Annotated in this window: 10 protein-coding genes and 1 pseudogene; 8 read left to right on the top strand and 3 right to left on the bottom strand. The window is 62.0% G+C overall.

Translation table 11 applies throughout. The features are described from left to right. Positions 1-121: 121 nt before the first annotated feature. Positions 122-802, top strand: coding sequence for a TetR family transcriptional regulator (locus LH19_RS25865; protein ID WP_054734809.1), 681 nt, complete (start codon positions 122-124; stop codon positions 800-802). 23 nt (positions 803-825) lie between these two features. On the opposite strand, the gene LH19_RS25860 is transcribed toward LH19_RS25865, so the two are convergent. Beyond that, a complete protein-coding gene (locus LH19_RS25860) occupies positions 826-1578 on the bottom strand; it encodes an SDR family NAD(P)-dependent oxidoreductase (protein ID WP_054734808.1) in 753 nt (250 codons plus the stop codon). 195 nt (positions 1579-1773) lie between these two features. On the opposite strand from LH19_RS25860, the gene LH19_RS25855 reads away from it, so the two are divergent. From LH19_RS25855 to LH19_RS25840, 4 genes are all read left to right on the top strand, one after another. Further along, on the top strand, positions 1774-2568 hold the full coding sequence (locus LH19_RS25855) for a hypothetical protein (RefSeq protein ID WP_054734807.1): 795 nt from the start codon (positions 1774-1776) through the stop codon (positions 2566-2568). A 55-nt stretch (positions 2569-2623) separates the two neighbouring features. Then, the gene (locus LH19_RS25850) at positions 2624-3919 is read left to right on the top strand and encodes an amidohydrolase family protein (RefSeq protein WP_054734802.1); all 1296 of its coding nucleotides are present in this window, start codon (positions 2624-2626) and stop codon (positions 3917-3919) included. Between the two features lie 188 nt (positions 3920-4107). Continuing rightward, a complete protein-coding gene (locus LH19_RS25845) occupies positions 4108-5721 on the top strand; it encodes an AMP-binding protein (RefSeq protein ID WP_054734800.1) in 1614 nt (537 codons plus the stop codon). A 31-nt stretch (positions 5722-5752) separates the two neighbouring features. After that, on the top strand, positions 5753-6847 hold the full coding sequence (locus LH19_RS25840) for a zinc-dependent alcohol dehydrogenase (protein ID WP_054734798.1): 1095 nt from the start codon (positions 5753-5755) through the stop codon (positions 6845-6847). Positions 6848-6898: 51 nt separating this feature from the next. On the opposite strand, the gene LH19_RS25835 is transcribed toward LH19_RS25840, so the two are convergent. Next, positions 6899-7249, bottom strand: coding sequence for a DUF4286 family protein (locus LH19_RS25835; RefSeq protein WP_054734795.1), 351 nt, complete (start codon positions 7247-7249; stop codon positions 6899-6901). Between the two features lie 418 nt (positions 7250-7667). On the opposite strand from LH19_RS25835, the gene LH19_RS25830 reads away from it, so the two are divergent. From LH19_RS25830 to LH19_RS25820, 3 genes and pseudogenes are all read left to right on the top strand, one after another. After that, the gene (locus LH19_RS25830; protein ID WP_082396411.1) at positions 7668-10013 is read left to right on the top strand and encodes a TonB-dependent receptor; all 2346 of its coding nucleotides are present in this window, start codon (positions 7668-7670) and stop codon (positions 10011-10013) included. Positions 10014-10103: 90 nt separating this feature from the next. Continuing rightward, the gene (locus LH19_RS25825) at positions 10104-11414 is read left to right on the top strand and encodes an acyl-CoA dehydrogenase family protein (RefSeq protein WP_145923680.1); all 1311 of its coding nucleotides are present in this window, start codon (positions 10104-10106) and stop codon (positions 11412-11414) included. 190 nt (positions 11415-11604) lie between these two features. Beyond that, positions 11605-11923 (top strand): annotated as a pseudogene (locus tag LH19_RS25820) (thiolase C-terminal domain-containing protein); the annotation flags it as partial. 124 nt (positions 11924-12047) lie between these two features. Here the strand turns inward: LH19_RS25820 and LH19_RS25815 are convergent. Further along, positions 12048-13439 (bottom strand): efflux transporter outer membrane subunit, encoded by a 1392-nt coding sequence (locus tag LH19_RS25815; RefSeq protein WP_054734784.1) that lies wholly within the window; start codon positions 13437-13439, stop codon positions 12048-12050. Positions 13440-13441: the final 2 nt, after the last annotated feature.

The following is a 13441-nucleotide window of genomic DNA, read 5'->3' as shown; positions in this document are numbered from 1 at the left end:
TAGGAACCCACGGGGATGACTTCGGTCTATTCATCATCCATCGGTGGGGCTTGGGTCCGGCAACGCATGCGGGCGGCTTGCGAAGAAAAGGGACCGGCGCGGGAAACGGGGAAGACAGATTGTGTCCAGCGAAAGCCTGATTGAAAAGAAACCGCGCAAACCCGACGGCGTACCGGTGCGCCGCGCGAATGCCGCACGCTCGAAGCGGGCCAAGTCGGAGGTGACGCGTGCGCGCCTGTGCGCCGCCGCCGCGCGCCTTATCGAGCAGAAGTCGCTCCGCCTTATCACGGTATCGGAACTGACGACACTCGCGGGGGTCGCGCCGTCGACTTTCTATATCTATTTTGCCGATGTTGATGAGGTCGTGCTGGCCTTGCTCGAAGAGGCCAATGCGGAGATGCCCGATCTGGGCGCTTATGCCAGAGCCATCACACTGGATCGGCTGGAGACGAGCGTTCGCGATCTGGTGCATGAATATCTCGCGTTCTGGGACAAGCATTATGCCTTGCTGCGTATCCGAAATCTTGCAGCGGACGAGGGTGAGGCGCGTTTTCGCGACGCGCGCGGCAAAATGCTCGGCCCGCTTCTCTTTTCGCTGGCCGAGAAAATCGAGGAGCTTCGCGGCAGGGACCTGACGGCACGCACGCCGCCGCTCGCGGTTGCGTCGGTCGTGTCGGGGTCGATGGAGCGGCTGGCTTCGTTCATCCGTTTTCGCCACGCCTCGCCCGACATGTCGCGCAAGCGGCTCATCGATGCCGAAGTTTTCCTGATTTGCCAGGTTCTCGGCACGGGCAAGGCCTAGCATGGCCCGGCCGGCCAGTCCGGTTACGGCCGTAGCGGAAATCCGCCGCTGACGTTGATCGTCTCGCCGGTGATGAACGAGGCTTCGTCGGAGCAGAGAAATTCGGCGAGGTGGGCGACATCCTGCATCGTGCCCTGACGCCGGACCAGTTGCAGATCGCGGACGAAGGACGCGGTTCGCTCGGCCGGCATCTCGGCCATTGCCGCGGGCGAATCGACCAGTCCGGGGGCGATGCCGCAAACCCTGATAGCGTCGCCTGCAAATTCCTTGGCCAGTCCGACCGTCAGCCCGCGCACGGCGAGCTTGGAGACACCGTAGCAGTTTGTGGCGGCGATCCCCGCGATGGATCCCATGTTGACGATCACGCCGCCGCCGCGCTCACGCATCGAGGGGCGGCAGGCGGCCGAGCAATTGACGATGCCGATGATATTGACGTCGAGCATGGTGCGCCATTCGGCGACCGGCAGTTGGGTGATGGGCACGGCATAGCGCAGCAGGTGCCGACCGGCGTTGTTGATCAGCATATCGATGCCTCCGAGCATGCTCGAGATCTGCGCCATGGCGGACGCCGCCATCGCCTCGTCAGCGACGTCGCAGGCGACTCCCAGTGCAGCGGTCCCCTCGCGCGCGAGTTCCCTTGCCGCATGGCGCGCGACTTCGCCGTCGATGTCGGCGATCGCGATGGCCGCTCCCCGCGATGCGAAATGGCGCGCTATGGTCCATCCGATCCCGCGTCCGCCGCCCGTTACGACAGCTACCTTGCCCGCGAATTTCAACGTCTCTTGCCTCCGTCATTTTTGCCGCGGCCAATATGTCGGTTCTGCGCCGGCCCCGCCACGTTGCACTTATGCTTTGTCGATGCCCGTCCGGGCGACAATCCCCCCGCCGCGCGGCTTCATCGTGCCCCCGCTAGCGCCTATTGAGCAAGAATGACTGGCGGTAGCTCCATCGATTCATGTCCCGCGGCGGCGATGGCCGAAGGCGATGGCTCCGGACTCAACCGGGTCATCAGATTGCGGGCGGGCGCGGGCGAAGTCCGCGCCGCGATCGAGGACGATTTTCACCATTTCCGGGTTTCCGTCCAACACGATGGCGACCGCGTAACGGGCGTCGAGGCTGACGCGCTTCGACAGCCTTTCTCTCTCTGCGGCGCGGCCGGAAATCGGCTCGAAGCGTTGGTGGGCGAACATCTGGTTCACGATACGACGCTGTTCTTCAGGCATCGCGATGCCTTGCTGCAATGCACGCATCAGTTCGATCTGGCGACGCTCGCGATCGCCATGGCCGCGCGCGGCACGGGCGTGCGCAAATATCATGCCTTCGTCGAAGACCAGGGAGAGGTGGGTGCCGCGCGACGGGCGATCCTGCGGCGCGATGACTTGGAAATATTGTCCTGGCGATTTCTCGACGGTGTGATCGAGGCGCCCGGCCGATATTCCGGTCGTGCGCTGGGTCGCGGGTTCACGGCCTGGGTAGGGACCAGCCTCGGCGCGGAGTTGGCGGAGGCGGCGCTGGTCCTGCGCCGCGCGGTCTTCATTTCGAACGGCCGCGGCCGCACCGAGGAGCTCGACCGGGTACCGCACGCGGCGCCGCGCGGCGGGTGCTGGGTGCAGCAGCCCGAACGCGCATCGCTCGCGCTTCGCCAAAAGGGGACTTCGCTCGATTTTTCGCAGCGGCCCGATCTGCTGACCGCCGACGACGGGCAATGGCTCGCCTTCGGGGAGCCGGACACCGCGTCGTCGACCACTATGAGAGATTCTACATAGTGACGACCCGTCACAAAACTGCTATGATCAGCTTCAAATGGATGGAGAGGCACCGATGCAAATCGACGATATGATTCTTGTAAGCGTGGACGACCATGTCTGTGAGCCGCCCGACATGTTCGTCCGGCACATCTCGCCCAAATATAAGGGGCAGGAGCCGCAGGTCGTGACGACCGAGCACGGCCAGGCATGGGTCATCGAAGGCAGGAAGAACTCCGGACTCGGGCTCAATGCCGTCGTCGGGCGTCCCAAGGAAGAATATGGGATGGAGCCGATGTCGTTCGACCATCTGCGCGCCGGCACATACGACATTCATGCACGAATCGACGACATGGATGTCAATGGCGTTCTGGGGTCGATCAATTTTCCCCAATTTCCCGGCTTTGCCGGCGTCCGGTTTCTGAAGCAGAACGACAAGGGCCTCGCGCTTGCGACGATCCAGGCATATAATGACTGGCACGTCCAGGACTGGTGCGGGCCCTATCCCGGCCGCATGATCCCGCTGGCCCTGCTGCCGCTCTGGGATATCGACCTGACGATGGCCGAGATGAAGCGAATGATCGCGCTGGGTGTGCATTCGTGCAGCTTTCCGGACAATCCCGCGATGATCGGCCTTCCGAGCCTGCACGACGAGCAATGGCGGCCGTTCTGGGAGCTGTGCAACGACAACAAGGTCGTCCTCTCGGCGCATATCGGTACGGGTTCGCACGCGGCTCACGCTTCGGACCTTTCGCCGATCAGCTCGTGGATCACCTCGATGCCGATCTCGATCGCCAACAGCGCGGCCGACTGGCTCTTTGCCTCCTTCTGGAAAGACTTTCCCGATCTCAAGATCGCGCTGTCGGAGGGCAGCATCGGCTGGGTGCCCTATTTCCTCGAGCGTGCCGAAACCACGGTTCGCCAGCACAGCGCCTGGACCAATCTCAATCTCGGCGGGATGACCCCCACCGAGATTTTCCGGCGGCACTTCCTGACGTGCTTCATCGAGGACAATTTCGGGCTGCTGAACAGGCACTCGATCGGGATCGATAATATCGCGTGGGAATGCGACTATCCGCATTCGGACTGCGTTTGGCCGCTGTCGCCCGAAGAGGTATGGCGCGGCGTCAAGGATCTGCCCAAGGAAGAAGTCGACAAGATCACCCATGGCAACGCGATGCGTTTCTACAGCTACGATCCCTTTCCGCTGCTCGGCCGCGAAAATTGCACGGTCGGGGCGCTCCGGGCCCAGGCGGCCGCGAAGGGCGTCGATACGGCCGAGCAGGCTTCGCTCGGCGGGCTCGCGCCCAAATGGGAACCCGGCAAACCGATAACTTCGGGCGATGTGCAAAAAATGTTGTCGACCGTCTGACTCCGCGGCGGTCGCCGGCTGCCGCGATCGGGGAAGGGCAAACTGGCCCGAATGGCTCTCCTCCATCCCGATCGCGGTAACTTATGTGAAATATCGTCGCAAAACTTGCGCCCTCGCCATGTCGCCGGGCGCGGGTGGTCGCTAGACATGGGCGACCCCTTCGCCAGCTCTGAGGATAAGTAGAGAGAATGACCGACGCCAACGCGATCAAGGCCCGCCAGCAGACGGTAACGGGTGTTCTGGCCAACGCCGTCAAGGAGGCACCCGACAGCATCTTCCTCGATTTCAGCGGGACGCAATACAGCTATGCCGCGATCGACGAAGCTTCGACGCGCCTCGCCAACGGCTTACTGGCGCTCGGCGTCAAGCAGGGCGACCGTGTCGGAACGCTGCTCGACACAAGTGTCGAGGCGGTCCTCGTCTGGTTCGCGGCGAACAAGATCGGCGCAATCTACGTCCCGGTCAATGCTGCCTACAAGGGGGAATATCTGCGCCACCAGTTTGCCGATGCGGGCGTCGAGGTCGTGTTCGTCGAGCCGGATTATGCCGATCGTCTTGCGCTTATCAAGGATGAGTTGCCGCTGGTCCATACAGTGGTCCAGCGCGGCGATGCGCCGCTCGTTGCCGGAGGGCTGAACCTCAAGCGGTTCGAAGATATTCTGGGCGACACCGATCCCATCGCCGATCCCAACAAATATTCAGACGTCTCGATGCTGATCTATACAGGGGGCACGACGGGCCCGTCGAAGGGCTGTATCGTCAGCCATAATTATGTGTGCAACCTGTCGCGCAATTCCGTCACCAATGGCAAGCGCACCAAGGACGACATCAGCTGGTCGCCGCTGCCGCTCTTCCACCTCAACGCGCTCGCCGCGACCGTGCTCGCCTCGGCGATGACGCTCAGCCGCGGGGTCCTTTACCCACGTTTCTCCGTCACCAATTTCTGGCCCGAGATCGAACGCAGCGGCGCAACCCTCGCCAATTTGCTGGGCTCGATGCTCGCGTTCGTCGCCGATGCGCCCGACAATGACGCGCAAAAGCGTTGCTTCGGACAATTGCGCGCCATACGCGGATCGCCTTTTCCGCCCGAAGTGCGCGAAAAATGGCGCACGCGGTTTGGTGTGAAGGTGACGGGAAGCAATGTCTATGGGCTGACCGAAGCCAGTCCGGTGACGAGCCTCCACGACGATGATTTCGCGAAGCCCGGCTCGTCGGGCAAAGTCGATCCGAGCTTCGAGATGCGCATCGTCGACGACGACGATAATGACGTGCCGGTCGGGACTGCCGGCGAGGTCGTCATCCGCCCACGCTATCCGCACGTCATGTTCGAAGGCTATTGGGGGCGGCCCGAAGAAACGCTGCGGATCATGAAGAATCTGTGGCTTCACAGCGGCGATATCGGCAAATTGGACGAGGACGGATATTTCTACTTTGTAGACCGCAAAAAGGATTATCTGCGCCGGCGCGGCGAGAATATTTCGAGCTTCGAACTCGAACGCGCTTTTCGCGGCCACCCCGATATCGTCGATGTTGCGATCCATTCGGTCTTTTCGGAGAGTGCCGAGGACGATGTGAAAGCAACGATCGTGCTGCAGGGCGAGAGCAAGGTCAGCGAAGAAGAGATGTGCGGTTGGTGCGCCGACCGCGTCCCCTATTTCGCGGTGCCGCGATATATCGAGTTTCGCGACGAATTGCCGCGCAACCCGGTCGGGCGCGTGCTCAAATATCAGCTCCGCGACGAAGGTCGGACCCCGGCGACGTGGGACCGTGAAGAGGCTGGCTTCGAACTCGCCAAACGGTGAGGTCGATGTCGCGGCAGGCGGGGGATATGCGTTGAAGGCCAAAGCAGCCGTACTTGTCGGCGACAACGACATCGAAATTCGCGAACTCGACGTGCCTGGCGACCCGCCGCCCGGCGGTGCGCTGCTCGCGGTCGAGGGTTGCGGGATGTGCGGTAGCGACATCAAGCAATATCATGGTGGGACCGCGCGCGCGGGCATCATGTCCTATCCGGTCATTCCTGGGCATGAAACGGTGGGCCGCATCGCGAAGATCGATGCCGAAGGCGCGCGTCGCTGGGGATTGAAGGAAGGCGACCGTGTCGCGGTTCACGGCATTGCGCCGTGCGGGACGTGCGTCGGCTGCATGTCCGATTCAAAATGCGTCGACAGCTTCTATTACGGCTTTCGCTCGCTTCATGAACGTAGCGGCCTATGGGGCGGTTTCGCGCAATATATGGAGATCGTGCCGCGCACGAAATTATACCCGGTGTCGGACCGGCTATCGATCGAGGATGCGCTGCTCTTCAACCCGCTGGCGGCCGGCTATGACTGGTTGCTCGCGCATGGCGAGCTGCAGGTGGGGGAGACGGTGCTGATTCTGGGCGGCGGGCAGCGCGGGCTAGCTTGCGTTGTCGCCGCGGTCGAGGCGGGCGCCGCACAAATCATCGTCACGGGTTTGCGATCGGATGCCTTCAAGCTCGATATCGCGCGCCAGCTGGGCGCGACCACGACGCTCATCGTCGAGGATGAAGACGTACCGGCACGGGTTGCAGAGCTTACCAACGGGCGCGGTGTCGATCTCGTCTGCGACACGACGCCTTATGTTTTCGAACCGGTACATGACGCGATCAAGGCGGTACGCAACAAGGGCCGGATCGTCCTGAGCGGACTCAAGGATTCGCGCTTGATGGATGGATTTCCCCTCGACGCGCTGATGATGAAGCAGATCAAGATGATCGGCGTTCTCGCGTCGGGCCATTGGGCCACCCAGCAGGCGATCCGTGTCATCGAAAGCGGGCGCCTGCCGTTGGAACTGATGCACACGCACAGCCTTCCGATCGACGAACTGGAGCGCGGGATCAAGACGCTCGCGGGTGAAATCCCCGGCGAGCGGGCCTTGCATATCAGCATTCTCGCCCGATCCTGAACGTCCTGCCGCCCGGCGTCGCGCGGTCTCCACAAAGCGATGGCGCGGGGGTCACTCCCCCGTCGGCGCCAGCAATCGGTCGGTAACCGCTTCGGCGAATATCGTCGTCGGTGCGGACTTCCGATCACCGGGAAACAAGGGCATTTGCATCGTTCCCGCGCGGCGGCGAACCTCGGCCATTACCGCCGTGCGGTCATCGCATTCCATTTCGTAGATGGTGAGGAACCGCATCGGAGCGCCGGGCAGGTCTGGATCCGGCGCCAGCCGGTAGCGCTGCGCGGCCGTGAAGCCTGGAACTGCAAGGACGTCGGGCATATGCTGGCCGACGTACCATGCCTCGAACGCCTCTTCCTCCTCGGGCGAAGGGGCTTCGGTAATGATCATGAAGACATGTTTTGTCATTCCATCTTCCTTTTTTTCTTCGATCCGCAGGATGTATTCGGCCGGGCGGTCGCTGCGGCGGCGAGGGGCGCCGTGGGCGCGGGTGCCTGAAGCCGGGGTGCCTGCGCTTGCTCGACGCACCTGTCGATAGGCTGTGCCATGCTAAGTGAAAGGGAATCGCAATCAATGCCGTGTTGCGCCCGGCGAAAGAGAGATCAATGCGGTCTCTGCATCGGCGCCGAACGAAGCGCATAAATCGCACTGGATCGGTGTTTGTGATTGTGACGGCCATTCAATATATGACGCTGGTGCCGGGAGCAGTCCCGGCGACTGGGAAGCAGCGGCGCATTACAAGGCGCGTATCCCGCCAAGGACAGACCGCCGACGGCAAGCTTTTAACTGCAACCCGGAACATAATATCATCTGGGAGGAGAGGACCATGAAAAGATCCAAATTGCTGCTGCTAGCGGCGTCCGCCACGGCGTTGCCGGTTTCTACGCCCGTATTCGCATTCCAGGCGGATGGGCAAGAGCCAGCGGCGCAGGATGCGGCAGCGGAAGATCAGCCGCAGGCCAGGGGGGTCGAGGATATCGTCGTCACCGCACGGCGAGTCTCGGAGAGTGTCCAGAAGGTGCCGCTCGCGATCACCGTCGTGGGTACCGAGCAGTTGACCGATTCTTCGGTGCGCGGAATCAAGGATCTTCAGGGGCTCGCTCCCGCCATGTCGATCACGACCGGAAACGGCGGACCCAGCACGGCAAATATCGCGATACGCGGGCAGGCGCAGGCGGATTCGCTCCTCGTAACCGATCCTTCGGTTGCCGTCTATCTCAACGAAATCAACCTGCCGCGTCAGATCGGACTGCGCTCCGCGTTTCTCGATGTCGACCAGATACAGGTTCTGAAAGGGCCACAGGGCACACTGTTCGGCAAGAATACCACTGGCGGCGCGCTCCTGCTGCGCACCAAGCGACCGGACTTGTCAGAGGCGGGCGGTTATTTTCAGGGTACGGTGGGCAATCTCGGCACGCTGCAGCTGACCGGCGCGGTGGGCGCTCCGGTAATCGACGGCGTTCTTGGCATCCGTTTAGCCGGCCAGATCGCAACCAAGGACGGCTATGGACGCAACGCGATCGGCCAGAAGCTTGGCGACCAATATGATCGCTCGGCCCGTCTGTCGATACTGGCGGAACCGACCGAAAATCTCAGCCTCTTTCTGACCGCTGACTATAGCAAGCTGACGTCGAACGGGTCGGTTTCGCGTGTGTCGAAGCTCAATCCACTGGCCTTCAGCCCGACCGGTGCGCCGCTGAACGGACTTGCCTCGGCGCTCAATCAGGCCGTTGCGCAGCTCGGCCTGACGCGGACCGTTCCGAACTACACAACGGCCTATAATCTTCTCAAGTCCGATATGTTTCCTGCCGGGAGCCGTTTCGACACGGAGGGCGTCGAACGGGTGTTCGCCTTTCTGGAAATTTACGGCTTCTCGGGCGATATCAGCCTCGACCTCGGCGATGTCACGCTGCGGTCGATCACCGGCTATCGGAACACGGCGCGCAACGACCAGCAGGATTATGATCAGTCGCGGTTCCAAATCGTGCGTCCGCGCAACTTCGTCTATTCCGACCAGTTCACCCAAGAGGTGCAACTGCTTGCCAGCATCGGCGATCTCGAGCTTATCGCCGGCGGCTTTTACAGCCACGAACATGGTTGGGAGGGCAGCCAGACGAAGCAGCTTGGCCTGATCAGCGCCACAAGCCCCAGCTTTGCCAACTATTATATCACGAACGAAAGCTACGCCGGCTTTGCGCAGGCCAATTACGCGCTGACCGACACGTTGAAAGTCACCGGCGGCTTCCGCTACACGAAGGTCACTCAAGATGCCGACATCCGTAGCGAAAGCGCGCTTGGATGTGTGGTCCCGATCATCGTCCGGCCAGATCCGGCGGTCTGCTCAGCGCCGTTCCATCTGAGCGCGAAGAAGCCATCGTATCTTGTCAGCCTCGATTGGCAGGCAACGCCCGACATTCTTCTCTATGCCAAGACGTCGAGCAGCTTTCGTGGTGGTGGTTTCAATGTGCGCGGCGGCAGCAGCGGCGGTGCCAATCCCTATCTTCCGTTCGACCCGGAAATTGCGACCGACTATGAAATCGGCTTCAAGGGCGATCTGTTCGACCGCAAGGTGCGGTTGAATCTGGCGGGCTACTACACCGACTACAGCGACATCCAGAAGAGCAGTCTGATCGTCGTCAACAATACGATCGTTACCGTCATCAACAATGCCGCCAAAGGCAAGATCTATGGCGGTGAAGCGGAACTGACGTGGCAACCAATCCCCGAACTTACATTCAATGCGAGCGGGGCATGGACGCATACGGCCTACACGCGTTTCGTCGAAGCGAATGGCAACGACCGCAGCAATGAACCCTTCCCGGTCCCGGAGTGGCAGTATACGGTAAGCGGTAAATATAGCACGCCCGTCGGCAATGGCGATCTCAGCATCTATGCGGCGTGGCGTTGGCAGGACGACGTGTTCTTTCGTGGTCAGGCGCTCGACCAGGCATCGACCAGCCAGAAGGCGTACGGCCTTCTCGAGGGACGCATTGCCTACTCGCTGAACAGCGAACCCAATGTCGAGATTGCATTGTGGGGCAAGAACCTACTCGACAAAACCTATCGGACCAATGCGCTCGATTTCGATGCCAGCCTTGGATACAATCTCGCCTTTCTCGGCGAGCCGCGGACTGTCGGGGTTGAAGTGCGGATCGCGTTCGGCGGCAAATAAAAGTTAAGCCAGGGGGCTTGCATGGGGGTGGCTGGCTACTGGCAGCCACCCCTTTTTTCCGTTTAGTCATACCGCTTCCGGGGAATCTTGATGTACGAATTGTCTGATCGGGTCCGCCGGCTGAAATCCGAACTGGAGGATTTCATGGCCGCCCACATCTATCCGGGCGAGGACGAGTTCTATCGGCAGGCCGAAATACTCGGCCCTTGGGCGGTGTTCCCAATCATCGAGGAACTGAAGGTCGAGGCGCGGCGCCAGGGCCTGTGGAATCTCTGGCACACCGCGGGCGAAAGCAGCGCCCCGCTCAGCAATCTCGAATATGCGTCCCTGTGTGAAATCATGGGGCGGTCGCTCATGGCACCGGAGGTTTTCAATTGCTCCGCGCCCGATACGGGAAACATGGAAACGATCCTCCGCTACGGGACCGATGCTCAGAAGGAGCGGTGGCTGAAGCCCCTGATGGAGGGAGAAATTCGGTCTTCCTTCGCGATGACCGAACCCGCGGTTGCGTCTTCGGATGCCACCAATATCTCCAGTTCGATCGTCCGCGATGGTGACGACTATGTGATCAACGGACGCAAGTGGTACACGACGGGAGCCACTGATCCGCGCTGCGAGATTATCATCTTCATGGGCAAAACCGATCCGGCCGATGCCGATCGCCATCGTCAGCAATCGATGATCCTGGTTCCCAAATCGACGCCCGGTGTGCAGGTTGTCCGCCCCTTGCCGGTCTTCGGCTTCTACGGCGTGCCGGACCGTGCCGCCGAAGTTCTCTTCGACAATGTTCGCGTGCCGGCGGACAATATTCTGCTCGGCGAAGGGCGTGGGTTCGAAATCGCGCAGGGCCGGCTCGGTCCCGGCCGGATCCATCACTGCATGCGCCTGATCGGGATGTGCGAACGCATATTGGAACGCATGTGCCGCCGCGCGGACTTTCGGACACCGTTCGGCAAAGCTCTAGCCCAGCAAGGTGTCACGCTCGAAAGGATCGCCGATGCCCGCATTCTGATCGAGCAGACGCGGCTCCTGACATTGCGCGCGGCCTATCTCATGGACACCGTGGGCAACAAGGAGGCCAAGGCTGAAATCGCGATGATCAAGGTTGCGGCGCCCAGCGCCGCTTGCACGATCGTCGATTGGGCGATTCAGCTATTTGGTGGTGGGGGGACAAGCAGCGACCATTTCCTTACCGCAGCTTTCGCAAATGCCCGCTTGCTGCGGCTCGCGGATGGGCCTGATGAGGTCCATCGCAATCAAATCGCGCGCCTTGAGCTTAACCGCCAGCATGAGCGGAATCCGAGTCAGACTGGAGGGGTGGCGGAGGTCTTGTCGCTCGAAGAAGTAGAGACGAGATTTGCCCACCTTCATCCGGCCAGCGACAGCTATCTCTGGAAATGATCGGTGACCACAGGTCGCCGGGATGGTGGAACAGAGGAGCGGTGGCCCGTCATCATCAAACGGCATTGATACGCAGGCCGGTCTTCCATCCAATCGGTTACCGGTTGATCCAAGTCGTTATGAAAGGAGAATCTGATAATGGGCTTGCTTTGCGAACGTGTCGTTGCGGTGACCGGCGCAGGACGTGGTGTCGGGCTGGAACGGCAGTTATTTCCACATCACCCGCGTCGCGGCGACCAAGGTGTATGACAGGCAGGGGATCGCCAAGCCGCGCGAACAGCTAAGCCTGATCGAGGCCCACGACTGCTCTTCTGTCACCGAACTGGTGACGATGGAGGATTTGCATATCTCGAAGGAAGGTCAGGGCTGGCGCGACGTGCTCGACGGGTTTTTTCGACGCTGATGGACAGGTCCCGTGCCAGATCGATGGCGGTTTGAAATGCTTCGGCCATCCGATCGAGGCATCGGGGCTGCGCATGATCTATGAAAATTACCTCCAGATCCTCGGCCCCGTCGACGCATGAAATGGAATTCGGAGTTGCGGCCTCAAGCTAATACATCACGCTGCGTAAGCTTTCACTGGTCCTTGCCAGAAGCTGCCGGTCAGCTTTCGACCACCCTCGAACGGGGCTTTCAGGACCAGCCTCCGCCAAGCGCCTTGAACAGTGCAATGGCGGCTTGAAGCTCGGTCGCTGCCGTATCGGACGCACGCTTCTCGGCGGCGATCAGCGCCTTCTTCGCACGCATCAGCGCCAGTCGATCGTCCTCGCCCCTGCGCTCCCGGGCCTCGGCAAGCGCATAAGCTCGCCGCTCGTTCGCCAATGCTCCGTCAGCATCAAAGGTCGAGGCGCGCGCATTGAGGAAGCGGTTGATCGCCGTTTCACTGTCGGCAAGCGCTCCGATGACGGCCTTCTCGTAGCGCGCGGCTGCCGCGTCGGCCCGAGCGTCGGCGGCCCGGATTTGCGCACGGATGGTCCCACCGGAGAAGATCGGCCATGAAAAGCTGGGACCGATCTGGAACCGCGTGCTGCCACCCGAGGCGAGATCACCGGCCGAACGGGCTTGCTGTCCGATGCCGCCGAGCAGGCTGAACCGCGGGAACAGGTCGGCTGTTGCGACGCCGACATCCGCGGTGGCGGCGGCCAGCTCGCGCTCGGCACGGCGGACGTCGGGGCGACGCTCGAGCAATTCGGAACGCAGCCCGGTCAGGATCGTGTCGGGACTTTCGGGAAGCGGCCTGGATGCGCTGAGTTCGGAGGCAACCTCTTCGGGCGCGGCGCCAACCAGCGTCGCGATACGATAGGTTGCAGCCGCTGCGCGCGCGCGCGCCTCGGGAACCGCGGCGGCGCTGGCGCGGGCGGCCGCTTCAGCGGTTTCGTGCTCGAGCCGCGACGCTTCTCCGGCCGCGAAACGCAGGCTGGTGAGCCGTGCGGTCTCGGCGTCGGCGCCGGCCATTGCGGTCAGCGATCCGGCATCCGCCTGCGCGAGCCTGAGATCGGTATAATTGCGCGCGATCTCCGCAATCAGGGCGACCATGGCATCCTGGCGCCCGGCGAGCGCGGCTGCGGCACGTGCCTCGGTCGCCTCCACCTGGCGCGTGCGGCGGCCCCACAGGTCGATTTCCCAGCTCGCGTCGAAACCCAAATCGAACAATGAAAAATTGCGCTCGATTCCGGGAATTTGTCCCACCGGCAACTGTTCGTTCTCGCTCAGCCGATTCCGGGTGGCGGAACCGGCAGCATCGATGCTGGGCAGCCGACCTCCCGCCGCGGCGTCACGATCGGCCCGCGCTTCGGCGAGGCGCGCTGTCGCCTCGGCGAGATCGGGGCTGTCTTTCAACGCCCGCTCGACCAGCGCGGTCAGCTGGGCGTCGCCAAATTGCTCCCACCAGCGAGCATCGACGGGCCCGGGTGTGCCAGGCTCGACCCACTCGGGCGCGACGTTCCGGACCGGGCGGACATGATCGGGGCCGACCGTGCAGGCCGATGCCGCCAAAAGGATTCCCAAAAGCGGAAGGCTGCGCATTT

This window comes from Sphingopyxis macrogoltabida (assembly GCF_001314325.1).
Lineage (GTDB): Bacteria > Pseudomonadota > Alphaproteobacteria > Sphingomonadales > Sphingomonadaceae > Sphingopyxis > Sphingopyxis macrogoltabida.
The sequence above is the reverse complement of the archived record's forward strand: the minus strand, read 5'-3'. Positions and strand labels throughout refer to the sequence as shown.

What these genes read in the sequence shown, in the direction of transcription:
- LH19_RS25855 (WP_054734807.1), top strand. Translation starts at nt 1,774, where the DNA reads ATGGCCGAAGGCGATGGCTCCGGACTCAACCGGGTCATCAGATTGCGG.
- LH19_RS25850 (WP_054734802.1), top strand. Translation starts at nt 2,624, where the DNA reads ATGCAAATCGACGATATGATTCTTGTAAGCGTGGACGACCATGTCTGT.
- LH19_RS25845 (WP_054734800.1), top strand. Translation starts at nt 4,108, where the DNA reads ATGACCGACGCCAACGCGATCAAGGCCCGCCAGCAGACGGTAACGGGT.
- LH19_RS25835 (WP_054734795.1), bottom strand. Translation starts at nt 7,249, where the DNA reads ATGACAAAACATGTCTTCATGATCATTACCGAAGCCCCTTCGCCCGAG.
- LH19_RS25830 (WP_082396411.1), top strand. Translation starts at nt 7,668, where the DNA reads ATGAAAAGATCCAAATTGCTGCTGCTAGCGGCGTCCGCCACGGCGTTG.
- LH19_RS25825 (WP_145923680.1), top strand. Translation starts at nt 10,104, where the DNA reads ATGTACGAATTGTCTGATCGGGTCCGCCGGCTGAAATCCGAACTGGAG.
- LH19_RS25815 (WP_054734784.1), bottom strand. Translation starts at nt 13,439, where the DNA reads ATGCGCAGCCTTCCGCTTTTGGGAATCCTTTTGGCGGCATCGGCCTGC.